The organism is Streptomyces sp. cf386, from assembly GCF_900103585.1.
Classification (GTDB): domain Bacteria; phylum Actinomycetota; class Actinomycetes; order Streptomycetales; family Streptomycetaceae; genus Streptomyces.
In genome coordinates this window covers 57,410-82,950 of record NZ_FNHV01000005.1, presented here as the reverse complement: position 1 = coordinate 82,950, position 25,541 = coordinate 57,410, and the positions used below count along the sequence as shown (strand labels likewise).

Sequence of the window (25,541 nt, the reverse complement as noted above, 5' to 3'; positions counted from 1 at the left end):
ATGACCTACCGGACGATCACCGCGGACGCCGCGGGCACCTGGAAACTCGGCGACCTGTCCGTGAGCCGCGTCGGCTTCGGCGCGATGCGGCTGACGGGCAGCGCTGCCTTCCACCACGGGACGCCGAGCGATCGGGAGCGCTCGATCGCCGTACTGCGCAAGGCGGTTGAGCTCGGCGTCACGCACATCGACACGGCCGCCTTCTACTTCTCGGCCCTCCGTTCCGCGAACGAACTGATCAACACCGCGCTGGCGCCGTACCCCGACGACCTGGTCATCGCCGCGAAGGTCGGCCCCTACCGCGACTACCACGGCGAGTGGGGCACCTCGGCCCGCCCCGACCAACTGCGCGGCCACGTCGAGGAGAACCTGCGCCAGCTCGGCCGCGACCACCTGGACGTCGTCTACCTGCGCCGTATGCGGCAAGACTCCATCGCCGAGCACTTCGGCGCGCTGGCCGAGCTGCGCGAGGCGGGCCTCGTCCGGCACCTCGGCATCTCCGCCGTGCGGCCACGGCATCTCGCCGAGGCGCAGGCCATCGCGCCCGTGGTGTGTGTGCAGAACCGGTACGCGCTCGACCGGCCCGACCCCGAGAGCGACGCGCTCCTGCGCCTGTGCGGCGAGCAGAACGTCGCCTTCGTGCCGTTCTACGCCGTGGCCGGGGACGCGGGCGAGCAGGGCGCGACCGCCGCCCACGACGAGGAGGTGCTCGCCGTGGCACGGGCGCACGGCGCGACCCCCGCTCAGGTGCGCATCGCCTGGACCCTGCACCAGGGCCCGCACGTCCTCGCCATCCCCGGCACCGGCAACCCCGACCACCTGGTCGAGAACGTCGCCGCAGCCGCCCTCCGCCTCACGGACGAGGAGCTGGCCCGGCTCAACGCGGCCCGTCTGCAAGCCGGTTGAGCCGGACCGTCGGACGGCTCAGCCCGCGTACCCGGTCACCGGGTAGTGGTCCGAGAGGTTGGTGTACGTGTAGTCGGTGCCCCAGCTCGTCACGGTCCAGGGCGCGCTCTGCTCCTTGACGACGTCGTTCTTCCAGACCGTGGGCCGGGCGTGACCCGCGCGGTGCAGGACGTAGTCCAGGTCCTCGCGCGGGTCGTCGGGGTAGCGGTCGCGGGCGATGGAGTTGTCCTCGGTGTCGAAGGAGTACGGGTGCCCGATGCGGGCGTCGGCGCCCACCAGCCCGCCGTCGGCGAGCATCGAGGCGTACTCGGAGGTGCGCGAGTCGACGTTCAGGTCACCGGCGACCAGCACCTGCTCGCTCGCCGGGATGTTCTTGCCGTCCAGGAACGCGTCGATCGCCTTGAACTGCCGGCTGCGCATCGATGCCGCCTCACCGGCGTCACATCCCGGGTCGGTCGACTGGGCGTGCGTGCCGACGACGTGCACCTTGGTGCCGTTCACGTTCAACACCACATACGCGAAGCCCTTGTTGGACCACCAGTCCGCCCCGCACGCGTCCTTGTAGACCCACTGCTCCTGGCGGAGGATCGGCCACTTGCTGAGGATCGTGACCCCACCGTCCTCGGGCGTGGTCGCCGAGTACGCGCCGCCGGTCGCGTCCCAGCCGCTCTTCGTACGCCCGACCACCGGAGTCCGGTACGGGTACTCGCCCGCCACCGCGGCCATGAGCGCGTCCGACGAGGAGTTGTCGAACGCCTCCTGCACCACCACGACGTCGTTCCCGCGGAAGAAGGACGCCTTGGCGATCTCCGCGGCCCGGTGGTCCTGGCCCCAGTTCGGGTACAGCGTCTTGCTGAAGAGGAACACGTTGTACGACAGCACCCGAAGCGGCGGTGCCTGCTCGGCGGCCGTCGCGGTGGGGGCGGCGCCCGCGAGCCCGGTCGTGGCGAGCGCGAGGGCGAGCGCGGCTGCGCCCGGGGTGCGGCGCGAGGTCAAGAGCGTCACTGGATCTCCCTGAGGGTGGAGGGGGCTGAGTGGCGCCGCACATCAAACCATCGGCGATTACTCCCAGGTAACTCCCGTGCGTGGAAAGAATGTCGGACAGCGGTACACCCGGCTCAGACGACCCACACGCCGTCCCGCATGAGATGCCGGCCGGCCATCTCGTGCTCCCCGTTCCGTACCTGCACCGCAAGCGGACGTACCTGGAAATAGACGTACGGCTTGCTGTCCGCCCGGGGATCCCAGCCCGTCTTCGCGAGGAACGCCTCGGCGGCGGCCGACGGCACCTCCTCGGCCCCGTACATCCGAACGTCGCCGTCGACGAGGACGACATCCAGGGTGTCCCCGAGCGCCAGCCGGGTCCGCCCGCCGTCCCGCAGATTGCGGCCGGTCGGCGTGGTCGGCCGCGTCGCGAGCCACAGGGAGCCGCCCTCCCAGACGAACCACAGCGGGACCAGGCACGGCAGGCCTTCGGAGTCGGCCGTGGCCACCCAGACGTCCATCTCCGTCTCCAGCCGGGACAGGAGATCGCGCTTGCGCTGCTCGGGGCCGCGGGGCGGCTCGGTGATCTTCATGACCGGGACGGTACCGGCGCAACGGGAGGTGCGGATCGGGCCCGGGACCCGGCTCGGTTCGGGCCCGAGTCCTAGGACCGACGGGTCGATCGGGGGCCGTCCCGCGGGCGACTGGCGTCCGCCAGGTTTTACGTATAACCTCTCCCGTCAATCGCACCTCCCGGAAGGCCCCGATGAGACGCATCGCCCTGGTCACCCTCGTCGTCGACGACTACGACGAGGCGATCCGCTTCTATACCGAGGCCCTCGGCTTCCGGCTCGTCGAGGACGCCCCCCGCCCGGACGGCTCCCGCTGGGTCGTCGTTCAGCCCGGCGGCCAGGGCACCGCACTGCTGCTGGCCCGGGCCAAGGGTGACGAGCAGCGCGCCCGGGTCGGTGACCAGACCGGCGGGCGCGTCGGGTTCTTCCTGCACACCGACGACTTCGCCCGCGACCACGCCCGCATGCTCGCCGCGGGCGTGACCTTCCTGGAGGAACCCCGGCACGAGCCGTACGGCTCCGTCGCCGTCTTCCAGGACCTGTACGGCAACCGCTGGGACCTGCTCCAGCCCGCCGGCTGACCCGCTCCCCGACCCGCCGTACCGAACGCCTCCCGTCGCTTCGAACCGCCCCGCTCAAGAAAGACCACACCATGACCGCTACGCGCGTAGACGCCGAAGTGATCCGCCGCCTCCCCAAGGCCGTCCTGCACGACCACCTCGACGGCGGCCTGCGCCCCGCCACCGTGGTCGAGCTCGCGGAAGCGGTCGGCCACACCCTGCCGACCACCGACCCCGACGAGCTGGCCGCCTGGTACTTCGAGGCCGCGAACTCCGGCGACCTGGTCCGCTACATAGCCACCTTCGAGCACACCCTCGCCGTGATGCAGACCCGCGAGGGCCTGCTGCGCACCGCCGAGGAGTACGTCCTCGACCTGGCCGCCGACGGGGTCGTCTACGGCGAGGTGCGCTACGCCCCCGAGCTGAACACCAACGGCGGGCTGGCCCTCGCCGAGGTCGTCGAGACCGTGCAGGAGGGCCTCGCCGCCGGGATGGCGAAGGCCGCGGCGGCCGGTACTCCGGTGCGCGTGGGCACCCTGCTGTGCGGGATGCGGATGTTCGACCGGGTGCGCGAGGCCGCCGACCTCGCCGTGGCGTTCCGGGACGCCGGTGTGGTGGGCTTCGACATCGCCGGCGCCGAGGACGGCTTCCCGCCCGCCGACCACCTCGACGCCTTCGAGCACCTGCGCCGCGAGAACGTCCCGTTCACCATCCACGCCGGTGAGGCCCACGGCCTGCCCAGCATCCACCAGGCCCTCCAGGTCTGCGGCGCCCAGCGCATCGGACACGGCGTGCGCATCACCGACGACATCCCCGACCTCGCGGCGGGCAAGCTCGGCCGCCTGGCCGGCTGGGTGCGCGACCGCCGTATCGCCCTGGAGATGTGCCCCACGTCCAACCTCCAGACCGGCGCCGCCACCTCGATCGCCGAGCACCCGATCACCGCACTGAAGGACCTCGGCTTCCGCGTCACTCTCAACACCGACAACCGACTGGTGTCCGGCACGACGATGACGCGCGAGATGTCCCTGCTGGTCGAGGAGGCGGGCTGGACGGTCGAGGACCTGCGCACCGTCACCGTGAACGCCGTGAAGAGCGCGTTCATCCCGTTCGACGAGCGCAAGGCCCTCATCGAGGACGTCGTACTCCCGGGCTACGCGGCCGCGCTCTGAAGCAGCCCGCGGCCTAGGAGCCGGCCAGCAGACCGCGTACGTAGGCGGCCTGTCCGACGTGCTGCAGATCGTCGGACAGGACGCTGACCAGCCGTACACCCAGGCTGACCGGCGGATCCCAGCGCACGTCCACGATGCGTTCCAGATCCTTGGCGGCCACCTCGTGCAGGGCCCCGAGGGTCTGGGCGTGCACGGCGTCGTAGTAGCCGGTCAGCAGGTCACCGGAGTCGACCCGCACCTTGGCCACCTTCGCGGCGGTGTGGCCGTAGCCGGTGTCATGGCGTGGCAGGTCGAGCCCGAAGGTCTTCTGGAAGTCCTGGGTCAGCCACACCTGGTCGAGGTCGAAGGCGTCGGCGATGTGGTCGTCCTGGACCCGGGTGAGATGCCAGACGAGCCAGGCGATGGAGTTGGCGTCGGGGGAGGGGCGAGCGGTGAGCTCGTCGGGGTCGAGGCCCTCGACGGCGGCGTGGACTTCTTCCTGGATGCGGTTGTATCCGTCGATGAGGATGTCCTTGGCATGCATGGCTCCACCATCGCGCACCCGTCCGTCAGGCGCCTTCCGTTTCCAGCAGCGCCATCAGCGCCCGGGCCGCCGGGCTCGTGGCCTGCTCGGGCGGCAGCAGGGCGACGGTCTCGTAGACGGTCTCGCCGGTGCCCTTCACCGGCAGCGCGGTCAGTGACGGCCGTTTGTGCCGGAAGTGGCGCGGCACGACCGCGACGCCGAGGTTCTCGTCCACCAGGTCCAGCAGGCTGTGCACGTCGTTGACCTCCAGGGCGACGCTCCGCCGCACGCCCGCCGCGGCGAACGCGGCGTCGGTGGTGCGGCGCGGCCCCCAGTCCGGGTGGAAGTCGACGAAGACCTCCCCGCCCAGCTCCTCCGGAGTGACCGCGGCGCCGGCCGCCGCGAGGCGGTGGCTCGGATGGCACAGGACGGTCATCGGCTCGCTGGTCAGCGGTACGGCCCGCAGCTGGTCGGTGTCTTCTTCGACCGTCCGCACGGCGAAGGCCAGGTCGAGGCGCCCGGCCGCGACCTCCTCCGCGAGCGCGCCCGCACCCGCCTGGCGCAGGCAGATCTCGACATCCGGATGCTGCCCTCGGAAGGCCGCGAGCAGCCCCGCCACATGCACCCCGGCGATGCACTGCTCGGACCCGAGCGCCAGCATCCCGCGCAGCACGCCCTGCACCGCGGCCACCGCCTCATGGGCGGCCCGCACCTGCGCCAGGATCCGCTCCGCCTCGCACAGCAGGGCGCGGCCGGCCGGGGTGAGCGTCACCCGGCGGGTGGTGCGGACGAACAGCGGGGTCTGCAACTCCCGTTCCAGCGCCCGGATCGAGGCCGACAGGCCCGACTGGGACACCAACAGGCGTTCGGCCGCCCGGGTGAAGTGCTGGTCCTCGGCGACCGCCACGAAGTGCTGGAGATGGCGCAGTTCCATGATTGAGCAGCGTAGCCGCTGAATCCCATCTGATTTACCTGTTGGACCACTGCCCGCAGGTCACGCCAGAGTGGATGCACTGGAAGACCGGTTCCTCGGAGCCGTCCCTCGTGTGCCAACCCCACTGGAGTCGCGTTGTACACCGCACACCCCGACCGCTACGCGGAGATGCCCTACCGGCGCACCGGACGCAGCGGCCTCAAACTCCCGGCGCTGTCCCTCGGACTGTGGCACAACTTCGGCCCGGCGGACCGCTCGGTCGAGCACCAGCGGGCCATCCTGCGCCGCGCCTTCGACCTCGGCGTCACCCACTTCGACCTGGCCAACAACTACGGTCCGCCGCCCGGTGCCGCCGAGTCGGCGTTCGGCGAGGCGCTGAAGTCGGACTTCGCGCCCTACCGGGACGAGCTGATCATCTCCACCAAGGCCGGCTATCTGATGTGGCCCGGCCCGTACGGCGAGTGGGGCTCGCGCAAGTACCTGCTGTCCTCGCTCGACCAGAGCCTGAAGCGGATGGGCCTGGACTACGTCGACATCTTCTACTCGCACCGCCCCGACCCGGACACTCCGCTGGAGGAGACGATGGGCGCCCTGCACTCGGCGGTGCAGCAGGGCAAGGCGCTCTACGTCGGTGTCTCCAACTACTCGGCCGAGCAGACCCGTGAGGCCGCCCGCATCCTCGGTGAACTGGGCACCCCGCTGCTCATCCACCAGCCTGCCTACTCCATGCTGAACCGTCGCCCCGAGGAGGAAGGCCTCCTCGACGCCCTGGACGAACTGCAGGTCGGCTCGATCGTCTTCTCCCCGCTGGCGCAGGGCCAGCTGACCTCCCGCTACCTCGACGGCATCCCGAAGGACTCCCGGGCCGCGGGCGGCAGCCCGTTCCTGAACGCCGACGCGATCACCGATGAGCTGCTGGGCAAGCTGCGGGCCCTCGACGACATCGCCAAGTCCCGCGGTCAGTCGCTGGCCCAGCTGGCCCTGGCCTGGGTCCTGCGCGGCGGCCGGGTGACCTCGGCGCTGGTCGGCGCGAGCAGTGCGCAGCAGATCGAGGACAGTGTCGCCGCGACCGGCAACCTGGACTTCGACGGGGAGGAACTGGCCCGGATCGAGGCGGTGCTCAGGGGCTGAGCCGTTCCGTCAGACGGACGGTGACGGCGTCGCCCTCCTGTTTCCCGATGGCTTTGCGTACGTCGGCCTTGACGGGGAGCTTGTGGGTGCCGTCTCCGAGAGCCATGAACGAACTCCGGAACGGATGTCCGTCCACGGTCCCGCGGACCTTGACCAGTCCGCGGGTACCGAAGAAGTCGACGGACCTCGGCCAGACGACATAGGTCCAACCGCCGTCGCTCGGGCTCTTGCGCAGGACCGCGGTGAATTCCGCGTCCAGTAGTTGTCCGCTGGTGGTCATGGCGTGCTCCGTTCGCGGCGGTCTGGTGGCCTTCACCGGTCAAGACCGCCGTACGGCACGGAACTCATCGCTCACGCCCCGGCGGGCACCCGGTCCAGGAATCCCAGGACGGACAGGATCAGCCCGTCGCCGTCCAGCGTGATCACATCCGACCCGGCCACCGGCGCTGAACCGTCGGCCTCGCTCACCAGCTCCCAGGAGAAGCGCGCCGTGTCGTGGTGACCGTCGACGGAGCCCGCGAGACGGAAGACGAAGCCGGGGAACCGCGCCTGCGCCGCCGCGACGACGGCCACGATCCCCTCGTGCCCGCGGACGTCGGCCAGCGGGTCGGTATAGCCGCCCAGCGGGGTCCACGCGGTGGTGACCGCCCTGGCCCGCTCCTGCGGCTCGCGGGCGTTCCAGGCCTCGAAGTAGCGGGCGACGGCGATCTCGTAGCGGTCGGTGGTCGCGGGCATGGTCGATCAGCCTCCATCGAGGTCGTCACTGCTGGTCGGAAGCCGGGTGCCGGTCGCGGCGACCCGGTACCGCAACGATGCCCGCACGCGTCGGGAAGCTCGATTACCCCCGGGGTAATGACCCTGCCGAGAACCCTGCTTGACGTGTACCCGCCGTATTTCGGCCAACACCGACTGTGAATATGCCAGGAGACTGGCCGGAAAGTCGTGGTGACAGTGTTTCAGTAGTGAACATACTCACTACGAGGGTGCCTCACATGGGGCGACGGTGCCCTCACACACCGCTCACGAGCCGCATGGAAAGCGAGGCCCGCCGACAGGCGAACACGCACCACGGGGGAGGCTACGTGCACGACGAGTTCCTTTGCCATGTCACCGCATACGGAGTCTGCGGAGGCCGGCGCATCGGAGTACCGCTGGGAACGTACCGGGCACCCACCCTGGCCTTGGCCCTGTGGTGGTTACGCGACCGGGCGTCCTGGATCGCCGAGCGATTAGACCCGCAGCCCGACGCCGAGCACTTCCCGCCGAGCGCGCTCGTCCCGGTCGCCGACACCGTGCTCGACGTGCCGACCGTGTTGCGGGCCTGGTGCGGTGACATGGACCGGCAGGAGCTGGTCGCCGACGAGTTGGCGGGCGGACGGCTGGTGCGGATCGCCGTGAGCGACGACACCACCGAGTACGAACTGCTCGCCGAGTCGGTGGACGCCCTGCGTATGCAGCGGACCCTTCCGGCGCTGGTCATGCCCGTCGCCTGAGTGCCGTTGCGGGCGCCTCCCCACCCCGAAGCCAGACGGCACATAAAGAGATGGATCGATAGAATCCTGGCATGGCGGAGCAGCCCGTCGCGCCGACAGCGCCCGTACTGGTCCCGGAGACCGAGTCGGGCTCGACCTTGATGACCCCGGGCCGTGACCACCACGTAGGACGCGACCCGCTCGGCGACATCGTCATCGACGATTCCGGCGTCTCCTGGAACCATGCGGTGCTGCGCGCACCGCCCGACGGGTCGTACGGGATCGCCGATCTGGGCAGCCACAACGGCACCTCCCTCAATGGCACCTCCCTCAACGGCGCAGCCGAGCTGCGCCCGGCTGCTGCGGCTGCACGAGCCCGTCGTGATGCGGAAGCAGGCAAGCGCCCATGACTTCCCCCGCCTTCCGGCCCACCCACATCGTTCCCCGCAACGGCATGCCCGCCTGGGAGGCCCCGGACCCCGCCCGGCCCACCGTGCCCCTCGACGCGTTCCTGCCGGTCCGGCTCGTCGAACGGCGCGGCGACTGGGGGCACATCCTGTGCGCCAACGGCTGGTCGGCCTGGGTCGACGGCCGCTTCCTGGTCGCCGTACCCCAGGACCCGCCCACCGCCGACGACGGCCCGCTCGCCAGCGCCGCCGATCCGCGCCCCCTGCTCGACCGGGTCGAGCGGGCCCTGGCCGACTACCGGTCCGCGGTAGAGGAGCTGGCGGCCGGCGCACTGGACGGCGAGACCTTCCACACCCGCACCGCGGAGCTGCGGATCGGCGTGGTCGTGGACGGGGAGTCCATGTGGCTGTACGACGCCGAGCACGCGCGGTGGGAGTACGCGGACGGCGCACGGCTGAGCACCTACGCCGCCGACGACGGACCCCGCGCCACCGCGGACAGCGGCCGCGGTCCGACCCAGGTCGTGGCCCCCGATGGCCCGTGACGCGAGCCTCTTCTCGGGCCGGCCCTCCGAGCTGATCGGCCGGGAGGTCGCGGGCTACCGCATCGAGCTGGAGATCGGGCGGGGCGGCATGGCCGTGGTCTACCGCGCGAGAGACCTGCGCCTGGACCGCACCGTCGCGCTGAAGCTCCTCGCCCCCGAACTCGCCCGCAACGACACCTTCCGCCGCCGCTTCACCCACGAGTCCCGGACGGCCGCCGCCATCGACCACCCGCACATCGTGCCGGTCTACGAGGCGGACGAGACGGACGGCATCCTGTACATCGCCATGCGCTACGTCTCCGGCAGCGACCTGCGCCATCTCCTCGACCGCCAGGGCCCGTTGCCGCCCCCGACGGCGCTGCGCATCGCCGCCCAGGTCGCCTCCGCCCTCGACGCGGCGCACGAGAACGGGCTGGTCCACCGGGACGTGAAACCGGGCAACATCCTCGTCGCGCGCGGCACCGACAGCGACCACCCCGAGCACGTCTATCTCACCGACTTCGGCCTGACGAAGAAGTCCCTGTCCCTGACCGGCTTCACGACCGTCGGTCAGTTCGTCGGCACGCTCGACTATGTGGCCCCCGAGCAGATCTCGGGCAAGCCGGTCGACGCACGCTGCGACGTCTACAGCTTCGCCTGCGTGATCTACGAGTGCCTGGCCGGTCACCCCCCGTTCCAGCGGGACGAGGACATGGCCCTGCTGTGGGCCCACCAGTACGACGAGCCGCCGCCCCTGACCGAGGCGCGCCCCGACCTCGCCCCGTCCGTAGACGCGGTGGTCGCCAAGGCACTGGCCAAGAGCCCCGACGACCGCCACGACTCCTGCCGCGCCTTCGTCGCCGACCTGCGCTCCGCCGTGGCCGGTGGCGCGGCGACGGGGCGGGACCTCAGAGCCGGAGAAGCCCCGAAGGCGTCGGCCGTGGCCCCGCCGAAACCGCCACCGCGCTGGGCCGAGCCCGTTTTCCGGCGGTGATCACGGGCTCGCTCATCGGTTCGTTGCGTGCGCCTGCCTCGCTGTGGTGTCGCACCTGTTGTGTCAGTAGGCCTCGGCCGTGCCGAAACCGCCGTGGTGCTGTGCCGAGCCGGTGTTCCGGGTTCCGGCAGTCGGCGCTGGCGCGCTCATCCCTCCGTCCGAGCTTCGGCCTCGCCGTGATGCCGCACCTGTTGGCGTCAGTAGACTCCGGGGCCGCCCCGAAACCGTCGCCGCGCCGTGCCGGTCTTCCGGCGGAGAACCCCGGCCCGCTCAACCCTCCGCGCGCGCCGCGACCTAGCCCCGGTGCCGCACCCGTCGCGCCAGCAGGCCGCCGAGGAACCCGGCGACCAGCCCCCATGCCAGCGCCAGGCCGATGGCGGTCCACACCTGGGGCCGTAGGAACAGCTCGCCGCCCAGATCCCCGCCCAGGTCACCGATGCCCAGGACCGACAGGCCGTAGTGGGCCGAGACGCGACAGACGAGACAGATCATCAGCACCGTGGGCGCGAGCGCGGTCGCCAGGTGCACGGCGTGTTCCCAGGCGCGCATCCGGGGCGGCGACCGCCGCGCCATCACGAACGCGACGGCCAGCAGCAGGAGCGCGTCGACGACGAGCAGCCACCACACCTTGCCGTCCTGCTCGGCGAGCGTGCCCAGATTCAGCTCGGAGACATCCTCGCCCCGCAACACCTCGTCCAACGCATGCGGCATGGGCAGCCCGAACGGCCCGTCCACCCGGCCGTTCCAGGTCGCACCGAGCCCGATGGTCAGGGCCAGCCACACCAGGTTCGGCATGCCGAGCAGGATCACCGCGAAGGTCTCGGCCGGGTGCCCTCTGGTCGCCGCGACCACCAGGCCGATGACGACACCCAGCCCGACCCACGCCAGCAGCAGCACCACCATGGCGTACGCGGCCGGCCGCACCGACTCCTGGAAGCGCAGCAGCCGGCCCGGCAGCGGAGCCCCGCGCGCCACCAGCAGGGCCAGCACCAGCACGCCCACCAGCCACAGCAGACCGAAGAACATCGTGGCGGGGACGTCCGTGGTGAAGCCGACCTCGGGGGAGATGCCGAACAGGTCGCCGAGGTCACCGAGCGCGTCCTCCCCGAAGTCGCCCAGGGAGAGGGAGAAGGTCCGGCGGGCGGCGAAGGACAGGCCCAGGAGCGCGGCCAGCCACAGTACGGCGATCCTGGCGGCCCACCCCGCCAGCTCCAGGGTGCCCGCGACCGCCCGGTGCCGCAGCGGCCGCAGGAAACCGGCGGCCAGGATCAGGGCGCCGGTGAGGGTCACCGACAGCGGGATCACGGTCAGCCCGGCGTCGGACTCGGCCAGCCCTCCGGCGCTGCCCGAGAGCTCGACCGTGCCGCCGACCGCCGTGACCACGGTGGCCACCACGACCCGCGGGAAGGCGCCGTCCGGGAGGTCGGCGGCACCGGCCGCCCACAGGCCCGGCGCGGCGACCACCCCCATCGCCACCAGCCCGGCGAGCACCACGCCGACGGCCTGCACCCACCCGTGACGGGCCACGGCCGGACGAGAGGCGGTCAGCACGCTCACCCTGCCCACGCTAGGCAGCACACCCGGGGCGCGCCCGTCGAACGGTCGGCCCGTCCCGCGTCGGCTTGCGTGGGGTGTGGGACGCGCGCACAGAATGGGAATAGTACGGAAAGGCGCGAAAGGATATAAGTCGCGAAGAAGCACTAACTGTCGCAGGAACCCGGCGCACCGACTGTCGCCGGAATCCAGCGTCGGGAAGAAGGCCTCGTGAGCGTCGAACCTCCGTCGCCCGGCCGACCCACAGGACCGCCCTCGGGCCCCCTGTCGGGCCCCTCCGAGCCGCCCTCGGGCCCGCCCTCGCAGCCCCCGTCCGACACCGGCGGGGGAGCACCCGGCCCCGAACCCCACCATCCCTGGTGGAGGTCCGTGCCCCGCATCGCGGCGCTCACGGCGGTCGTGGTGGCCGCGGTGATCGTCGCCGTCGTCATGTCGCGCGGCGGCGGTGGCGGCGGTACCGCCGCGAGCGGCGAGGTCTTTCTCCAGGCCGCGAGCAAGGCCGGCCCGGACCCGTTCACCGAGTCCACGGCGACGGACAGCACCGCCCCGCCGGTCAGCCCGTCTCCAGCGACCGAGTCGGCGCCGTCGAACGCCGTGCGCGGTGTGGACGGCAGCGAACCCGGCCTGTACGCCGGCAGCCGCAACGCCGGGGCCTGCGACGTGGAGAAGCAGATCTCGTACTTCCGGCAAGCCCCGGACAGGAACCGGGCGTTCGCGTCCATCGCAGGCGTCGACACAGCCGACGTCCCCTCCTACCTCCGCTCGCTCACCCCCGTGCAGATGCGCATGGACACCCGCGTCACCAACCACGGGTACCGCGACGGCGCCGTCAGCAGCTACCAGGCCGTCCTCCAGTCCGGCACGGCGGTCCTTGTCGACGACCGCGGCGTACCCCGGGCGCGCTGTGCCTGCGGCAACCCGCTGGCCTCGCCGGTCGCCCAGCAGGGCACGCCCAAGCGGACGGGTGACTCCTGGTCGTCGTACCGCCCCACCAGCGTCGTGGTGATCTCGCCCTCGACGACCATCGTCAACAACTTCGTCATCTATGACTACGACCGCAAGGAGTGGATCTCTCGCCCGCGCGGCGACGACGGCCGCAAGGACAGGAAGACCGAGCCGCCGTCGAGGCCCTCGCCCTCGGTGAGCGTGTCGACGCCGACATCACCCAGCTCCCCGTGGACGTCCACGTCCCCCTCCTCGCCGTCGCCGAGCGACGAGACCTCGACCAAGGAGCCGTCGACCAAGGAGCCGTCGACCAAGGAGCCGTCGACCAAGGAGTCGTCGACCAAGGAGTCGTCGACCGAGGAGCCGACTACGACTGAGCCCACGACGACTGAGCCCACGACGACGGAACCGAAGACCACAGAGCCGACGACCACGGAACCCACGATCACGGAACCGTCGACGACGAAGTCGGAGCCGCCCGAGACGCCGACCTCGGAGCCGTCACCGGATGAGGCCACAACCACGGCACCGGAGTCGGCACCACAATCGGCACCACAATCGGCGCCGCAGTCGGAGTCCGTCCCGAGTGCGCCGGAGTCTGTCGACAACGCGCCGCAGTCGCCGGCGCTGTGACGTACGGCGCCACCTGCGTAGTGACTGCGAGGCCCCGCTCTGGGTACGAGGACTGGTGCAGTAGTGTCCGGCCAGTTCCGGCTTCCGAGAGAGATACGCATGATCGAGCACGTGGACGGGGCAGTGATTCCGACTGGTTTCGACGTGCCCGTGGAACCGCTTCGGCGGGCGGCGCACTACAGCGGTGAACCGGGATGCATCGCCGAGGCGCGGTCCTTCGCCGCGCTGTTCCTCGGTCGGCTCAGGACCGAGTGGTGCGCCACGATCGCCGAGCCCGCCGAGGACAAGGTGCTCCTGGTGGTCAGCGAGCTGGTCACCAACGCCGACCGGCACAGCAACGGCCCGTACATCCTGGACCTGGAGGGCACGGACGACGCGGTGACGGTCTGCGTGTACGACAGCAGCTCCGCCCTGCCGCGCCGGTTCCCCAAGGACCCGGAGCGGATCGGCCGACACGGTCTGGAGATAGTGCACGCGCTGGCGGCGGAGATGGCCGTCGAACGGGTGCCGGTCGGCAAGCGGGTGCGTGCGGTGCTGCGGCTGAGCGACGAGTGACGGGCGCGCGGCCGGACTTCACCGGCCGCGATTTCCCCCAGGGCAGAATGCCCATCCCTTCCCCCGGCGTGCAACGCTTCTAGGCTGGGGAGGTGAGCGAACAAGCGCCGAACGAAGCCCGCGTCATTCCCCTGCGCCCGCCTGCCGCCCGTCGGCCTGCCGTCGGCCCGTCGGCCACGCGCCCGGGAACGACCCGCCCAGCGTCCGAACGCCCTGCCAACGCGGCACCCTCACCCGCCGCCCGGCCCACCGCCGTGCCCCCTGCACCGGTGCCGTCCGCGCCCGCGCCCAAGGAACCCCTGTGGCGCGACCTCATCGGTGACGTCCTGCGCCGTGAGCGGCTTGCCCAGGAGCGCACACTGAAGGACGTGGCCGACGAGGCCCGCATCTCCATGCCATATCTCTCGGAGGTGGAGCGCGGCCGCAAGGAGGCCTCTTCAGAGGTCCTCGCAGCCGCCGCCCACGCCCTCGGACTCGGCCTCGGCGACCTGCTGTCGCTGGCCCAGGGCGAGTTGGTCCGGCTCACCAGCCACCGAGCCCCGGGCGGCAGCCGCAGCAGGGCCGGTTCGTCGTACGACGGACTGTGCCTGGCGGCGTGAGACGGGCGCCGACGCCGCAGATCCCGAGGAGTCGGCGCGGCGTGAGGCCGCGCTGCCTCCTCGGACTCTGACAAGGCGTTGCGGTGTGAGGGCGTGCTGTCTCCTCGGACTCGCGCGAGGCGCCGTGGTGGGGGCTGTGTAGGCGTCCCAGACCCCCATGAGGCGTCGCGGTGTGAGGCTGCGTCGGCTCCTCGTATTCGCGCGAGACGCCGAGGTGTGGGGCTGTGCCGGTGCTCCTGGGCCGCCGCCCACGAGGCGTTGCGGTGTGAGGACGTGCCGGTGTCTCAGGCTCCGGCGAGGCGTCGCGAAGTGGGACGCGTGCCGGCGCACGGGCCCCACGAGGCGTTCCGGTGTGAGGCCGCGCCGACTCCACGGACTCGCGCAAGGTGCCGCAGTGTGAGGGCGTGCCGGTGCCCCAGACCCATGAGGCCCTGCGGGATGAGGCCGCGCCGGCGCCTCAGGCTTCGACGAGGCGTCGCGGTGTGGGGCCCCGCCGGCTCCTCAGACCTCCACGAGGCGTGCCGGCGTGAGCCCCCGCCCGTTCCTCAGACCCGTGCGAGGCGTCGGCTCACCACCTCGTCGGCCAGGCCGTACGCCACGGCCTCCTCGGCGGTGAACACCTTGTCGCGGTCCATGTCCGCGCGCAGGGTCGCGATGTCGTGGTGCGTGTGCCGGGCCAGGACCTCCTCGACCTGCGAGCGGATACGGACCATCTCCTTGGCCTGGAGGGCGAGATCGGACACCATGCCCCGGCTGCCTCCGGAGGCGGGCTGGCCGAGCAGCACGCGCGCGTGCTCCAGGACGAATCGCCGCCCCGGGTCCCCACCGGCCAGCAGGACGGCGGCAGTAGACGCCGCCTGGCCCACGCAGAACGTGGAGATCGGCGCCTGCACGTACGTCATGGTGTCGTAGATCGCCATGAGCGAAGTGAACGAGCCGCCGGGCGAGTTGATGTAGATCGCGATCTCGTTCTCCGGTCCGGACGATTCCAGATGCAGGAGCTGCGCGATGACGACGTTGGCTACGCCGTCGTCGATCTCCGTGCCGAGGAAGATGATCCGCTCCGACAGCAGCCGGCTGAACACGTCATAGGACCGCTCGCCCTGAGGGGTGCGCTCGACGACGTTCGGAATCGTGTAGGTCCCCATGTCACAGCCCAATCCGTCGTCGGTTGGCGGCCGGCCGGACGTCCGTGAGGGACTCCACGACCTGGTCCACCATGCCGTACTCCTTGGCCTCCTCGGCCGTGAACCAGCGGTCGCGGTCGCCGTCCCGGGAGATGGTCTCCGGGGTCTGACCGGTGTGTTCGGCGGTGATCCGCTCGATGGTCTTCTTGGTGAAGTCCAGGTTCTCCGCCTGGATCTCGATGTCCGCGGTGGTGCCGCCGATCCCGGCCGACGGCTGGTGCATCATGATCCGCGCGTTCGGCAGCGAGTACCGCTTGCCCGCGCTGCCGACGCTGAGCAGGAACTGGCCCATGCTGGCCGCGAAGCCCATGGCGAGCGTCGAGACGTCGTTCGGGATCAGCCGCATCGTGTCGTAGATGGCGAGGCCCGCGTGGACCGAGCCGCCCGGGCTGTTGATGTACAGGCTGATGTCGGTGCGCGGGTCCTCCGCGGACAGGATCAGCAGCTGGGTGCAGACCCGGTTCGCGGAGACCTCGTCGACCTGCGTGCCGAGCAGGACGATCCGCTGGGCGAGCAGTTGGGCGGCCAGATGGTCGTCGAAGCGGGTGGGCGGGGTGTCGCCCTCCTCGGCCCGCGGGGCGAGCGTGCTGAGTGGAGTCATCGGTTCTCCTCGTGATGGCGGGGATGCCGTGGACTCCACTGTCGACCCCGGAGGAGGCCCGGATGCGGATTCTCTGCCCGCGGCAGATTCGCTGCGGGCAGAGCGGCTCGCTGAGCGCCTGTGAACAGGCGCTCAGCTCTTCTCGCGCAGTTGCCGGAAGAAGGCGCGCACATCGTCCACGAGCAGGTCCGGCTCCTCCATCGCGGCGAAGTGTCCGCCCCGGTCGAGCTCGGTCCAGCGGACGATGTTCTCCGTGCGCTCCGCCTTGTGGCGCAGCGGGATCTGCGGGTCGCCGGGGAAGGAGGCCACCGCGGTCGGTGCCGTCGAGGGCTTGTGCGGGGCGGCGACCCGGTCACCCTTGGTGTGACCGCGCTCGTAGTAGATCCGGGCGGACGACCCCGCCGTGCCCGTCAGCCAGTACAGCATCACGTTCGTCAGCATCTGGTCCCGGTCGACGGCCTCCTCGGGCAGCTGCTCGGCGTCGGTCCACTCCTGGAACTTCTCGACGATCCAGGCGAGTTGGCCGACCGGCGAGTCCGTGAGCGCGTACGACAGGGTCTGTGGCCGGGTGGCCTGCATGTGGTAGTAGCCCGTCCCGTCCCGGAACCACTCCGCCCACCGGCGCCAGGAGGCGAGCGTCCGCTCCCGTTCCTCGGGGCTCAGCGCCTGAAGTTCCTCCGGGGTCGGCTCGGTGGCCGCCTGCGCGCCGGGCAGCAGATTGAGGTGGATGCCGATGACCCGGTCGGGGTGGGCGCGGCCCAGCTCGCGCGAGATGCCCGCACCCCAGTCGCCGCCCTGGGCGCCGAACCGCTCGTAGCCGAGGCGCGTCATCAGCTCGACCCAGGCGTCGGCGATCCGGCGTGCCTCCCAGCCGGTCTCCCGGGTGGGCCCGGAGAACCCGAAGCCGGGAATGCTCGGCAGGACCACGTGGAAGGCGTCGGCGGGGTCACCGCCGTGCGCGGCCGGATCCGTCAACGGCCCGACGACGTCCAGGAATTCGACGATCGACCCCGGCCAGCCGTGCGTGATGATCAGCGGGGTGGCGTCGGGCTCGGGGGAGCGGATGTGCGCGAAGTGCACATGTGCTCCGTCGATCTCGGTCGTGAACTGCGGCCACTCGTTCAGCCGCGCCTCGGCCGCCCGCCAGTCGTACTCATGCCGCCAGTGGCGCACCAGCTCGCGCAGGTAGCCGGACGGCACGCCGTACGCCCATCCCACGCCGGGCAGCTCGTCGGGCCACCGGGTCCGGTCCAGGCGGTCGTGCAGATCGTCGAGGTCGCTCTGTGGAATGTCGATGCGGAACGGGTGGATGCCGTGGTCGGCGGGCGAAGACGTCATGACCGGGATGCTAGTTCCGAACGGTGTAACGACCATCTGAATTTGGTCGGCCATGCGACCGATGAGTTTCGGGGCGAGGATCGGTCGACACAGATGACAGTGGTTCCACCCTCCCGGAGGTACTCATGGCAAGCGACGGTTTCACCACCTGTCTCTGGTACGACGGCCAGGCCGAAGAGGCCGCCCACTTCTACGTCTCGATCTTCAAGAACTCCAGCATCGGCGAGATCGCGCGCTACCCCGAGGGCGCGCTCCAGCCCGCCGGCAGTGTGATGACCGTCGAGTTCACGGCGAACGGCCACAAGTTCCTCGGCCTCAACGGCGGCCCCATGTTCAAGTTCACCGAGGCGACCTCGTTCATGATCTTCTGCGAGAACCAGGAGGAGATCGACTACTACTGGGCCAAGCTCACCGAGAACGGCGGCGAGCCCGGCCCCTGCGGCTGGCTCAAGGACAGGTTCGGCGTGTCCTGGCAGGTCATCCCGGACCGGCTCCAGGCCATGATCACCGACCCGGACCCGGCGAAGGCCGCCCGCGCGACCGCGGCGTTCATGGCGATGGGCAAGTTCGACATCGCAGCCCTGGAGAACGCCTACGCCGGCGAGTGAGCCCGCCCTACAGGTTCTCGCGGATCACCCGTGTGATCTCCTGGGCGATCCGCAGGATCCCGGGGGAGCGGACCGGGCACGGCTTCGGTGTCGAGGTCGTGGGCGCCAGACAGAAGTGCAGGTAGTCGTCGTCGCGGTGCACGGCGGTGCGGTCGCGGTCCGGCTGGGTGCAGTACTCGGCGTGTGCGCGCTCGTACGCCGTGCACGGCAGGTACTGGACCCAGGAGTAGCGGGCCCCCGCCGCACTCACCGCCTTGCCCGCGTCGGCGAGCAGGTCGCCCGAGGTGTCGGCCCGCTGTTCGTACAGGGCGTTGACGCGCCGGACCCGGTCGGGGGTGATCGGGTCCGGGCCCTGCAGCACCCAGACGATCCGTGCGTCCGAGGCCGCGGAGATCTGGTCGGTGAGCCGCTTCATGTCGGCCCGGTACCGCTTGAAGTACGTCTGAGGGGAGGCGTCGTGGGTGATCCCGTCCATGCACCACGTGTAGCCCCACGCGTTGCCCCAGAACTGCAGCACGACGAAGTCCGGCCGCAGTGTGCGCACCAGGGCGGCCGCCTTGTCCGCGTCCGGGACGAGGGACCGCTTGCCCGTGCCCTCCAGGTAGTCGCACAGGGTCGTGCCCGAGTACGGGGCGCTCGTGTACGTCGCCCGCAGGTCCCGGCGCAGCTCCCGCCCCACCACCTCCTGCGCCTCCATCGCGAGCGAGTCGCCCAGATACAGCACGGTCGGTGCCTTCACGGGGGCGCTCGGAGCGGTCCCGGGAGCGGACGGCGAAGCAGGCGCCCGCTGCTGTGTGGTGGCCGACGCCTCAGGCACCTCCGCAGGCGCCGCCGCCTCGGGACCGGACGCCGGATCCCCGCACGCGCCGAGCAGCACGGCGGCCAGCAGCGCCCCCACGAACCACGGCTTGCGCATACGGCAACTCCCGCCCCGGGCACCGAAATCGGCTCCCAAGGCAAGCACAGCCGGGCCCCAGGGGGAAGACACGTGTCGGCCACGGAGCGACCGTGGCCGACACGAGCCCGACGGTCGTTCAGACGCGGTCCGCCGCGATCAGCAGGTACTGGAAGCTGCCGTTGCGGTACGCGGACAGGAAGGTCTCCTCGATGCCCGTCACCAGGTGATCGGCCTCGCGCCGCAGCTCCCAGTAGGGGATGGTCGCCTCCGTCAGGTCCTGCACATGGACCGGGACGAGCCGATTGCGGGCCATGGCGCGGAAGTACGCCGAGCGCGGGTGGATGTCGCAGATGTAGTGGGCGTTGATGAGGGACACCTCGCGCGAGGCGCGTCCATAGGTGTCGTTGTAGCAGCCGGTGATGGTCACGTAGCGGCCACCGCGGCGCAGCAGCCGGGAGTGCTCGGCGAACAGCAGGTCGAGCTCGACGTACATGGTGGACTCGTTGTTCCACGAGGCCGCGAAGGCCCCGGACGGCAGCCCCGTGTCGAGCATGTTGCGGCAGTGGTAGCGCACCCGGTCGTCGATGCCCCGCTTGCGGGCCTGCTCGTTCGCGAACTCGGCCTGCTTGGCCGAGAGGGTGACCCCGTCGGCCTCGCAGCCGTGGCGCAGATGGGCCACGACACTGCCGCCGCCGCGTCCGCAGCCGGCGTCGAAGACCCGGTCGGTGGGGGACAGCGGGCCGAGGCGTTCGGCGAGCAGTTCGGCCTGGGCGTGTTCCAGCCGGTGCAGCTCCGCGGTGAGGCGCTCCCGGCGCAGACCGGGGTCGGGTTCGTCGAGCACGGAGCGGTCGGCGTCGCCGATGCCGTAGTGATGGTGGTACAGGTCGTCGATCTTTCCGAGTTCGAGGTTGACCGGGTTCTCCTCGGCGTTCCAGTAGTCCGCGACGCGGGTCTGGTACGTGGACTGGGACGGCACCGGGACGCGCGTGGTGCCGGCTTCGGGGGCGATGGTCAACGGTGACTCCTCGTGCTGGTCCATGTGACGGTCTGTCATTCAGTCGCGCTCTACCAGTAGTTGGGCAGGTGATAGCGGTGGGTGTTGGTGGCGTGCCACTCGTGGTTGCCGGCCACCCAGTCGGACAGCCCCTGCGCGTAGCGCTCCACGAGGGGTGAGGTGGCGGACAGCAGGGCGGACTCCTCCTCGAAGGCCTCCATGATGCGGTTGTGGATCTCGACGGCCTTCAGATAGGCGGCCTTCAGCCCGCACCGTTCGTTCGCGGCGATGACCTGCGGCAGATTGAGGTGCGTGGGGTCGCTGGCCAGCTCCTTGGTGAAGGAGTACAGGTCGTTGACGATCGTGGTGGCGTTGCAGGCGAGCGCCGTGATCCGCTGGATCTCGGGCCGGGCGTAGACGGCCTCGGGCAGTTCGTAGCCGTCCACGGCGTCCACGATCGACAGACAGGGACGGAAGTTGTTGAACTGCCGCATCACCAGGTACTCCCAGACCCGCGGTACGAACCGGGTCTCCGCCCACGCGGCCTCGGCCAGATAGCCCAGGTGCAGCCGGGCGATGTCGTGCACGAAGCGGTCGGTCTGGCTGGGCGTGGCGAAGGCGGCGTAGTCCTGCAGGGCGAAGTGGTACGAGCGCAGTGGACCGTCGGCCCGCACCCCCTCGCGCCACTCCTCCTCCAGCTCGGGAACGCCGTGGTACGGGTCGATCGCCGACTGGGCCATGATCAGCCGGCCCCCGAGGCCCCGGCGCGCACCGCCCCGGCCCTCGTCCTCCTCGCAGTAGCAGGAGTCGACGACGTTCTCGGCGAGCAGCAGCTCACCGGCGACGGTCAGCCGCTCCAGATCGGCCGCCTCCGGATGCTGGAGCACCACCGCCCGGCCGAACTGGAATCCCGAGAAGTCCCCCTTCCACGCCTCGGGGAACAGATCGAGGTGCCGGGCCCAGTCCTCCAGCCGGCGGTCGACCTCCGCGGCCTTCTCCGGGTCGGCGGGCGCGACCTGCCGGTACCGCAGCCCCGGGATCGCCCCACCACGCCGGGCGCGCAGGCTGCTCGCCAGATTCGGCGGGCCCGGCAGCGAGGCGGAGGACGACGTGCTCATGGCGTGCTCCACACGGTCACTCGGCCGTCCGGCCGATCTGGGCGTTCTCGAGGATCCCGACCGCGTCGGGGACGAGGATCGCCATCGAGTAGTAGGCGGTGACGAGGTAGCGGATGATCGAGTTGGCGTCGATGCCCATGAACCGCACGTTCAGGCCGGGCTGGTGCTCCTCCGGGATCCCGGTCTGGTACAGCCCGACGGCCCCCTGGTCGCCCTCCCCGGTGCGCAGCGCGATGATGCTGCTGGTGTGCTGCGGGCTGACCGGGATCTTGTTGCAGGGAAAGATCGGGACACCCCGCCAGGCGGGGATCTCGTGCCCTTCGACGCTTGCCGTACCGGGCACCAGGCCGCGCCGGTTGCACTGCCGGAAGAACGCCGCGATCGCCTTCGGATGGGCGATGAACATCTTCGTCTTACGGCGCATCGACAGCAGTTCGTCCATGTCGTCCGGGGTCGGCGGCCCGGTGAAGGTACTGATGCGCTGCCCGTAGTCGACGTTGTGCAGCAGCCCGAACTCCCGGTTGTTGACCAGCTCCCACTCCTGGCGTTCGCGGATCTCCTCGACCGTCAGCCGCAGTTGCTGCTCGGTCTGGTTCATCGGGTTGTTGTAGAGATCGGCGACCCTGGTGTGCACACGCAGCACGGTCTGGGTGAGCGACAGTTCGTACTCGCGCGGGGCGAGGTCGTAGTCGACGTAGCCGCCGCCGATGGTCGGCTCCCCGACATGGCCCGCCTGCACCGGTACGTCGGCCTCGCCCTTGCGGTTCATGGGCAGGCTCTGCTGCGCGGCGTAGGCCTCCAGATGCGCCGCGAGGGACGGCACCCGGTCGGTGAACTCCCGGACGACGCTCCAGTCCAGGGTGAGCAGCACGCCGGCCGTCTCGGCCCGCACCGACCTCAGCCACAGCGGGTCGGGCTGGCCGATGGCCTCGTCGCCGATCTGGTCGCCGTCGGTGACGACCCCGAGGATCTCCTCCTCGCCGTACTTGCCCTCCGCGAAGCGGGTGAAGCGGCCGTGCACGACGAGGTAGGTCTCCGTGACGGGCTGGCCGGCCTCGACGAGTACCTGTCCGGCGCGCACCTCCCGGACCCGGAACCGGGTGGCGATCTCCCGGAGGACGTCGATGTCGGCGTAGCCGCGCAGGACCGGCAGTTCGGTGAGGGTCTCGGGGATGACCTTGATGTCGTAGGCGCCGTTGTGGTCGAACTGCACCCGGCCGCGTCCCACGCGCAGCTGCAGACGCCGGTTGACCCGGTAGGTGCCGCCCTTGACGTCCACCCAGGGCAGCATCCGCAGCAGCCAGCGCGAGCTGATGGCCTGCATCTGGGGTTCGGACTTGGTGGTGGTGGCGAGCTGTCGGGCCGCCTGGGTGCTGAGACTGGTGAGCGAGCCGTCTGAATTCGGTGCGGGGTCGGGTTCGTCGACGGCGGGACCGGTGGCGCTGTCCGGTGTGGACAATTTCCCTCCAGGGAGGTGAGCGGGCTGGGCGAGCGCGGGCACCAGCCAAACAGCCGTGGTGGCTTCATGATCAGGGCGTGAAAGGGGCGGTTTCAGGCGCCGGAGGTGCAAACCTGCCGTATGAGGCAGAAGACGCACCGTGGGTGATCCCGCTCCCCTCCCGTGCCTCCGCGCGCCCGCGCGGCCGTCTCAGGACAGGTCGTTCACCAGCACCGCCGCCCCGTCGAACCGGCCCGCCTTCAGATCCCGCAGTGCCTCGTCGGCCCGCGACAGCGGATAGGGGTGTGTGGTGGCCTGTACGGCGTGCTCGGCCGCGAGCGCCAGGAACTCACGGCCGTCCTCACGTGTGTTGGAGGTGACGCTGCGCAGCTGCTTCTCGTAGAAGAGCTCGCTCTCGTAGCGCAGTACCGGGATGTCGCTGAGGTGGATGCCCGCGATCGCCAGTGTCCCGCCCCGGTCGAGGGCCCGCAGCGCCACCGGGACCAGATCGCCGACCGGCGCGAACAGGATCGCGCCGTCCAACGGCTCGGGCGGCATCTCCGCGGAGTCGCGCGCGGAGGCCGCCCCCAGCTCCAGCGCGAGCTTGCGCCCCGCCGCGCCCCGCGTCAGCACGTGCACGGTGGCGCCCTCGGCTATCGCCACCTGCGCGCACAGGTGGGCGCTGCCTCCGAAGCCGTACAGCCCGAGTCGCCCGCCCGCGGGGAGCGCCGCCCGTCGCAGCGCGCGGTAGCCGATGATCCCGGCGCACAGCAGCGGAGCGAGCGTCACGTCGTCGAGATCGCCGGGCAACCGGTAGGCGAACGCGGCCGGTACGGTCGTGTACGGCGCGTAACCGCCGTCCGCGTCCCAGCCCGTGTACCGCGAGGCCGGGCACAGGTTCTCGGCGCCGCGCGCACAGTAGGCGCAGGTGCCGTCGGTGCGTCGCAGCCAGGCCACCCCCACCCGCTCCCCGACGTCGAAGCCGCGCACCGCCGCCCCGAACCCGGCCACCGCGCCGACGACCTCGTGCCCGGGTGTGACACCCGGCCGGTGCACCGGCAGATCCCCCTCGGTGACATGCAGATCCGTACGGCACACCCCGCACGTCCGCACCCGGACCAGCAGCTCGTCGTCGTCCGGCACCGGGACCGGCTTCTCGACCAGTCGGAGCGGTGCCGTCTCGACCGGGCCCGGCTCGACCACCGACCACGCGTGCATCGTTCTGTCCGCCATACCCAGCCCCGTCCTTCGACCGGCAGCCGTCTGCCCCCAGTCTGGAACGGAAGCAGGCATTCGGCGCGCGGCCGGACTGCCGGGTGACTAGCGTGAGATTCGGGACAACTCACCGATCCGGGAGAGGGCCGCAGTCATGGCCGTGAAACCTGAAGGAACCCCCATCTGGGCCGACGCGATGTTCAGCGACGTCGATGGAGCCAAGAGCTTCTACGGCGACGTCCTCGGCTGGACGTTCGGGGAGGCGTCGTCGGAGTACGGCAACTACACCCAGGCCTACGCGAACGGCAAGGCGGCCGCCGCGGTGGTCCCGCCGATGCCGGGCCAGGAGGGCATGTCGCAGTGGTGCCTCTACTTCGCCTCACCCGACGTCGCCGCCACCGCCGCCAAGATCCGCGACAACGGCGGTGAGATCCTGATGGAGCCGATGGCGGTCGGCGACTTCGGCAGCATGTGCCTGGCCCGCGACCCCGGCGGCGTCGTCTTCGGCGTGTGGCAGGGCGGGACCCACGAGGGCTTCGAGACGGCCATGGAAGACACCGGTGCGTTCTGCTGGGCGGAGATCTTCACCCGCACACCGGAGAAGTCCGACACCTTCTTCCCCGCCGTCTTCGGCTACGGGCAGCAGAACATGGAGGACGACGCGATCGACTTCCGTGTCTACACCCTCGGCAAGGACACCATGGCCCTGGGCCGGATGAAGATGACCGAGGAGTTCCCGCCCGAGGTCCCGCCGTACGTCAACGTCTACTTCAACGTCCCCGACTGCGACGACGCCGTCGCCAAGGCCACCAAGCTCGGCGGCATCCTGCGCTTCGGCCCGATGAGCAGCCCGTTCGGCCGGTTCGCCGCGCTGAGCGACCCGCAGGGCGCGAACTTCTCGGTGATCGACACCGGTACGACCGAGGGCGAGATGCCGAGGCTCGGCGACATCCCCTGACCGACTCCGCGACCGGGCACCCGGCCCGCCCATGGCATGATCGGCCCATGCGTGAACGAGTAGTGGCCGCGTGCGACGGGGCTTCGAAGGGAAACCCCGGGCCGGCGGGCTGGGCCTGGGTCGTGGCCGACGAGAAGGAGACCCCGGTCCGCTGGGAGGCGGGCCCGCTCGGCAAGGCCACCAACAACGTCGCGGAACTCACCGCGCTGGAACGCCTGCTGGCGTCGACCGACCCGGACGTACCGCTGGAGATCCGGATGGACTCCCAGTACGCCATGAAGGCCGTCACCACCTGGCTGCCGAACTGGAAGCGCAACGGCTGGAAGACGGCCGCAGGCAAGCCGGTCGCCAACCAGGACCTGGTCGTGCGCATCGACGAACTGCTCGCCGGCCGCACGGTCGAGTTCCGCTACGTCCCCGCCCACCAGGTCGACGGCGACCGGCTGAACGACTTCGCCGACCGCGCGGCCAGCCAGGCGGCCGGTGTGCAGGAGCCCGCGGGCAGCGGCCTCGGCTCCCCTGAGCCGCCGCCCTCCCCGGACACCCCGTCGGCCAAGGCCCCGCGCCGCAAGGCCGCGGCGCCCCGGAAGAACGGCAGCTCCTCGCGCACCATCAAGGCCAAGTTCCCCGGCCGCTGCCTCTGCGGCCGTGGCTACGCGGCGGGGGAGCCCATCGCCAAGAACACCCAGGGCTGGGGCCACCCCGACTGCCGTACCGCCGAAGCCTGACCGAGCCGGGCCGG

At 70.9% G+C, this 25,541-nt stretch carries 29 protein-coding genes; 14 read left to right on the top strand and 15 right to left on the bottom strand.

What is annotated here, in order from left to right:
• Entirely contained in the window at positions 1-906 is a 906-nt protein-coding gene (locus BLU79_RS14335; RefSeq protein WP_177001020.1) for an aldo/keto reductase, read from the top strand.
• Positions 907-924: 18 nt separating this feature from the next.
• Here the strand turns inward: BLU79_RS14335 and sph are convergent, their stop codons facing one another.
• Both sph and BLU79_RS14325 read right to left on the bottom strand, forming a co-directional pair.
• Complete coding sequence (gene sph / locus BLU79_RS14330; RefSeq protein ID WP_093906130.1) at positions 925-1,911, bottom strand: sphingomyelin phosphodiesterase; 987 nt, start codon at positions 1,909-1,911, stop codon at positions 925-927.
• 113 nt (positions 1,912-2,024) lie between these two features.
• Positions 2,025-2,483 carry a pyridoxamine 5'-phosphate oxidase family protein gene (locus tag BLU79_RS14325; protein WP_093906129.1) on the bottom strand — a complete coding sequence of 153 codons (459 nt, stop codon included), beginning with the start codon at positions 2,481-2,483 and terminating at the stop codon, positions 2,025-2,027.
• A 173-nt stretch (positions 2,484-2,656) separates the two neighbouring features.
• Here BLU79_RS14325 and BLU79_RS14320 point away from each other — a divergent pair, with 173 nt between their 5' ends.
• Positions 2,657-3,043 (top strand): VOC family protein, encoded by a 387-nt coding sequence (locus tag BLU79_RS14320; protein WP_093906128.1) that lies wholly within the window; start codon positions 2,657-2,659, stop codon positions 3,041-3,043.
• Positions 3,044-3,114: 71 nt separating this feature from the next.
• Positions 3,115-4,194, top strand: a complete 1,080-nt coding sequence (locus tag BLU79_RS14315; protein ID WP_093906127.1) for an adenosine deaminase — start codon at positions 3,115-3,117, stop codon at positions 4,192-4,194.
• Between the two features lie 13 nt (positions 4,195-4,207).
• Here the strand turns inward: BLU79_RS14315 and BLU79_RS14310 are convergent, their stop codons facing one another.
• Together BLU79_RS14310 and BLU79_RS14305 are read right to left on the bottom strand one after the other, a co-directional pair.
• Positions 4,208-4,717: a mycothiol transferase gene (locus BLU79_RS14310; RefSeq protein WP_093906126.1), complete on the bottom strand. Its 510-nt coding sequence runs from the start codon at positions 4,715-4,717 to the stop codon at positions 4,208-4,210.
• Between the two features lie 25 nt (positions 4,718-4,742).
• Complete coding sequence (locus tag BLU79_RS14305; RefSeq protein ID WP_093906125.1) at positions 4,743-5,630, bottom strand: LysR family transcriptional regulator; 888 nt, start codon at positions 5,628-5,630, stop codon at positions 4,743-4,745.
• A 135-nt stretch (positions 5,631-5,765) separates the two neighbouring features.
• Between BLU79_RS14305 and mgrA the strand changes: the two genes are divergently transcribed.
• Positions 5,766-6,761 (top strand): L-glyceraldehyde 3-phosphate reductase, encoded by a 996-nt coding sequence (gene mgrA / locus BLU79_RS14300; RefSeq protein WP_093906124.1) that lies wholly within the window; start codon positions 5,766-5,768, stop codon positions 6,759-6,761.
• On the opposite strand, the gene BLU79_RS14295 is transcribed toward mgrA, so the two are convergent.
• A complete protein-coding gene (locus BLU79_RS14295) occupies positions 6,751-7,041 on the bottom strand; it encodes a DUF1905 domain-containing protein (RefSeq protein WP_093906123.1) in 291 nt (96 codons plus the stop codon). The two genes, mgrA and BLU79_RS14295, sit on opposite strands and share 11 nt — an antisense overlap.
• A 71-nt stretch (positions 7,042-7,112) precedes the next feature.
• Positions 7,113-7,496 carry a nuclear transport factor 2 family protein gene (locus BLU79_RS14290; RefSeq protein ID WP_093906122.1) on the bottom strand — a complete coding sequence of 128 codons (384 nt, stop codon included), beginning with the start codon at positions 7,494-7,496 and terminating at the stop codon, positions 7,113-7,115.
• Between the two features lie 347 nt (positions 7,497-7,843).
• On the opposite strand from BLU79_RS14290, the gene BLU79_RS14285 reads away from it, so the two are divergent.
• The 4 genes from BLU79_RS14285 to BLU79_RS14270 all read left to right on the top strand — a co-directional run bounded on the left by BLU79_RS14285 (position 7,844) and on the right by BLU79_RS14270 (position 10,158).
• Positions 7,844-8,254 carry a hypothetical protein gene (locus BLU79_RS14285; protein ID WP_093906463.1) on the top strand — a complete coding sequence of 137 codons (411 nt, stop codon included), beginning with the start codon at positions 7,844-7,846 and terminating at the stop codon, positions 8,252-8,254.
• A 71-nt stretch (positions 8,255-8,325) separates the two neighbouring features.
• Positions 8,326-8,643: an FHA domain-containing protein gene (locus BLU79_RS48590; RefSeq protein WP_093906121.1), complete on the top strand. Its 318-nt coding sequence runs from the start codon at positions 8,326-8,328 to the stop codon at positions 8,641-8,643.
• Entirely contained in the window at positions 8,640-9,185 is a 546-nt protein-coding gene (locus tag BLU79_RS14275; RefSeq protein ID WP_093906120.1) for an SH3 domain-containing protein, read from the top strand. Before BLU79_RS48590 ends, BLU79_RS14275 begins: the two co-directional genes overlap by 4 nt.
• Positions 9,175-10,158 carry a serine/threonine-protein kinase gene (locus tag BLU79_RS14270; RefSeq protein ID WP_093906119.1) on the top strand — a complete coding sequence of 328 codons (984 nt, stop codon included), beginning with the start codon at positions 9,175-9,177 and terminating at the stop codon, positions 10,156-10,158. The genes BLU79_RS14275 and BLU79_RS14270 overlap by 11 nt, the downstream gene beginning before the upstream one ends.
• A gap of 294 nt (positions 10,159-10,452) precedes the next feature.
• Here BLU79_RS14270 and BLU79_RS14265 read toward each other — a convergent pair whose 3' ends face one another.
• On the bottom strand, positions 10,453-11,715 hold the full coding sequence (locus tag BLU79_RS14265) for a streptophobe family protein (protein WP_093906118.1): 1,263 nt from the start codon (positions 11,713-11,715) through the stop codon (positions 10,453-10,455).
• Between the two features lie 207 nt (positions 11,716-11,922).
• On the opposite strand from BLU79_RS14265, the gene BLU79_RS14260 reads away from it, so the two are divergent.
• The 3 genes from BLU79_RS14260 to BLU79_RS14250 all read left to right on the top strand — a co-directional run bounded on the left by BLU79_RS14260 (position 11,923) and on the right by BLU79_RS14250 (position 14,444).
• A complete protein-coding gene (locus BLU79_RS14260) occupies positions 11,923-13,290 on the top strand; it encodes a DUF6777 domain-containing protein (RefSeq protein ID WP_093906117.1) in 1,368 nt (455 codons plus the stop codon).
• Positions 13,291-13,389: 99 nt separating this feature from the next.
• Complete coding sequence (locus BLU79_RS14255) at positions 13,390-13,845, top strand: ATP-binding protein (RefSeq protein WP_093906462.1); 456 nt, start codon at positions 13,390-13,392, stop codon at positions 13,843-13,845.
• A gap of 92 nt (positions 13,846-13,937) precedes the next feature.
• Positions 13,938-14,444, top strand: a complete 507-nt coding sequence (locus BLU79_RS14250; RefSeq protein ID WP_093906116.1) for a helix-turn-helix domain-containing protein — start codon at positions 13,938-13,940, stop codon at positions 14,442-14,444.
• 545 nt (positions 14,445-14,989) lie between these two features.
• Here BLU79_RS14250 and BLU79_RS14245 read toward each other — a convergent pair.
• From BLU79_RS14245 to BLU79_RS14235, 3 genes are all read right to left on the bottom strand, one after another.
• Complete coding sequence (locus tag BLU79_RS14245) at positions 14,990-15,592, bottom strand: ClpP family protease (protein ID WP_093906115.1); 603 nt, start codon at positions 15,590-15,592, stop codon at positions 14,990-14,992.
• Between the two features lies 1 nt (position 15,593).
• Positions 15,594-16,232 carry an ATP-dependent Clp protease proteolytic subunit gene (locus tag BLU79_RS14240; protein WP_093906114.1) on the bottom strand — a complete coding sequence of 213 codons (639 nt, stop codon included), beginning with the start codon at positions 16,230-16,232 and terminating at the stop codon, positions 15,594-15,596.
• 132 nt (positions 16,233-16,364) lie between these two features.
• A complete protein-coding gene (locus tag BLU79_RS14235; RefSeq protein ID WP_093906113.1) occupies positions 16,365-17,570 on the bottom strand; it encodes an epoxide hydrolase family protein in 1,206 nt (401 codons plus the stop codon).
• A 125-nt stretch (positions 17,571-17,695) separates the two neighbouring features.
• On the opposite strand from BLU79_RS14235, the gene BLU79_RS14230 reads away from it, so the two are divergent.
• Complete coding sequence (locus tag BLU79_RS14230) at positions 17,696-18,178, top strand: VOC family protein (protein ID WP_093906112.1); 483 nt, start codon at positions 17,696-17,698, stop codon at positions 18,176-18,178.
• Between the two features lie 7 nt (positions 18,179-18,185).
• On the opposite strand, the gene BLU79_RS14225 is transcribed toward BLU79_RS14230, so the two are convergent.
• The 5 genes from BLU79_RS14225 to BLU79_RS14205 all read right to left on the bottom strand — a co-directional run bounded on the left by BLU79_RS14225 (position 18,186) and on the right by BLU79_RS14205 (position 23,844).
• Entirely contained in the window at positions 18,186-19,094 is a 909-nt protein-coding gene (locus BLU79_RS14225; RefSeq protein WP_093906111.1) for an SGNH/GDSL hydrolase family protein, read from the bottom strand.
• A gap of 118 nt (positions 19,095-19,212) precedes the next feature.
• A complete protein-coding gene (locus BLU79_RS14220; protein WP_093906461.1) occupies positions 19,213-20,091 on the bottom strand; it encodes a geranyl diphosphate 2-C-methyltransferase in 879 nt (292 codons plus the stop codon).
• Positions 20,092-20,141: 50 nt separating this feature from the next.
• Positions 20,142-21,188: a family 2 encapsulin nanocompartment cargo protein terpene cyclase gene (locus BLU79_RS14215; RefSeq protein WP_093906110.1), complete on the bottom strand. Its 1,047-nt coding sequence runs from the start codon at positions 21,186-21,188 to the stop codon at positions 20,142-20,144.
• A 16-nt stretch (positions 21,189-21,204) separates the two neighbouring features.
• The gene (locus BLU79_RS14210) at positions 21,205-22,647 is read right to left on the bottom strand and encodes a family 2B encapsulin nanocompartment shell protein (protein ID WP_093906109.1); all 1,443 of its coding nucleotides are present in this window, start codon (positions 22,645-22,647) and stop codon (positions 21,205-21,207) included.
• Between the two features lie 189 nt (positions 22,648-22,836).
• A complete protein-coding gene (locus BLU79_RS14205) occupies positions 22,837-23,844 on the bottom strand; it encodes a zinc-binding alcohol dehydrogenase family protein (protein WP_218137778.1) in 1,008 nt (335 codons plus the stop codon).
• Between the two features lie 151 nt (positions 23,845-23,995).
• Between BLU79_RS14205 and BLU79_RS14200 the strand changes: the two genes are divergently transcribed.
• The gene (locus BLU79_RS14200; protein WP_093906107.1) at positions 23,996-24,799 is read left to right on the top strand and encodes a VOC family protein; all 804 of its coding nucleotides are present in this window, start codon (positions 23,996-23,998) and stop codon (positions 24,797-24,799) included.
• 47 nt (positions 24,800-24,846) lie between these two features.
• A complete protein-coding gene (locus BLU79_RS14195) occupies positions 24,847-25,527 on the top strand; it encodes a ribonuclease H family protein (RefSeq protein ID WP_093906106.1) in 681 nt (226 codons plus the stop codon).
• Positions 25,528-25,541 lie beyond the last annotated feature (14 nt).

Coding starts and splice junctions, on each gene's coding strand:
- BLU79_RS14200 (WP_093906107.1), top strand. CDS start 23,996: ATGGCCGTGAAACCTGAAGGAACCCCCATCTGGGCCGACGCGATGTTC.
- BLU79_RS14270 (WP_093906119.1), top strand. CDS start 9,175: ATGGCCCGTGACGCGAGCCTCTTCTCGGGCCGGCCCTCCGAGCTGATC.
- BLU79_RS14225 (WP_093906111.1), bottom strand. CDS start 19,094: ATGCGCAAGCCGTGGTTCGTGGGGGCGCTGCTGGCCGCCGTGCTGCTC.
- BLU79_RS14305 (WP_093906125.1), bottom strand. CDS start 5,630: ATGGAACTGCGCCATCTCCAGCACTTCGTGGCGGTCGCCGAGGACCAG.
- BLU79_RS14240 (WP_093906114.1), bottom strand. CDS start 16,232: ATGACTCCACTCAGCACGCTCGCCCCGCGGGCCGAGGAGGGCGACACC.
- BLU79_RS14320 (WP_093906128.1), top strand. CDS start 2,657: ATGAGACGCATCGCCCTGGTCACCCTCGTCGTCGACGACTACGACGAG.
- BLU79_RS14335 (WP_177001020.1), top strand. CDS start 1: ATGACCTACCGGACGATCACCGCGGACGCCGCGGGCACCTGGAAACTC.
- BLU79_RS14205 (WP_218137778.1), bottom strand. CDS start 23,844: ATGCACGCGTGGTCGGTGGTCGAGCCGGGCCCGGTCGAGACGGCACCG.
- BLU79_RS14290 (WP_093906122.1), bottom strand. CDS start 7,496: ATGCCCGCGACCACCGACCGCTACGAGATCGCCGTCGCCCGCTACTTC.
- BLU79_RS14230 (WP_093906112.1), top strand. CDS start 17,696: ATGGCAAGCGACGGTTTCACCACCTGTCTCTGGTACGACGGCCAGGCC.
- BLU79_RS14245 (WP_093906115.1), bottom strand. CDS start 15,592: ATGGGGACCTACACGATTCCGAACGTCGTCGAGCGCACCCCTCAGGGC.
- BLU79_RS14295 (WP_093906123.1), bottom strand. CDS start 7,041: ATGACCACCAGCGGACAACTACTGGACGCGGAATTCACCGCGGTCCTG.
- BLU79_RS14215 (WP_093906110.1), bottom strand. CDS start 21,188: ATGAGCACGTCGTCCTCCGCCTCGCTGCCGGGCCCGCCGAATCTGGCG.
- BLU79_RS14310 (WP_093906126.1), bottom strand. CDS start 4,717: ATGCATGCCAAGGACATCCTCATCGACGGATACAACCGCATCCAGGAA.
- BLU79_RS14275 (WP_093906120.1), top strand. CDS start 8,640: ATGACTTCCCCCGCCTTCCGGCCCACCCACATCGTTCCCCGCAACGGC.
- BLU79_RS14195 (WP_093906106.1), top strand. CDS start 24,847: ATGCGTGAACGAGTAGTGGCCGCGTGCGACGGGGCTTCGAAGGGAAAC.
- BLU79_RS48590 (WP_093906121.1), top strand. CDS start 8,326: ATGGCGGAGCAGCCCGTCGCGCCGACAGCGCCCGTACTGGTCCCGGAG.
- BLU79_RS14255 (WP_093906462.1), top strand. CDS start 13,390: ATGATCGAGCACGTGGACGGGGCAGTGATTCCGACTGGTTTCGACGTG.
- BLU79_RS14315 (WP_093906127.1), top strand. CDS start 3,115: ATGACCGCTACGCGCGTAGACGCCGAAGTGATCCGCCGCCTCCCCAAG.
- BLU79_RS14235 (WP_093906113.1), bottom strand. CDS start 17,570: ATGACGTCTTCGCCCGCCGACCACGGCATCCACCCGTTCCGCATCGAC.
- BLU79_RS14325 (WP_093906129.1), bottom strand. CDS start 2,483: ATGAAGATCACCGAGCCGCCCCGCGGCCCCGAGCAGCGCAAGCGCGAT.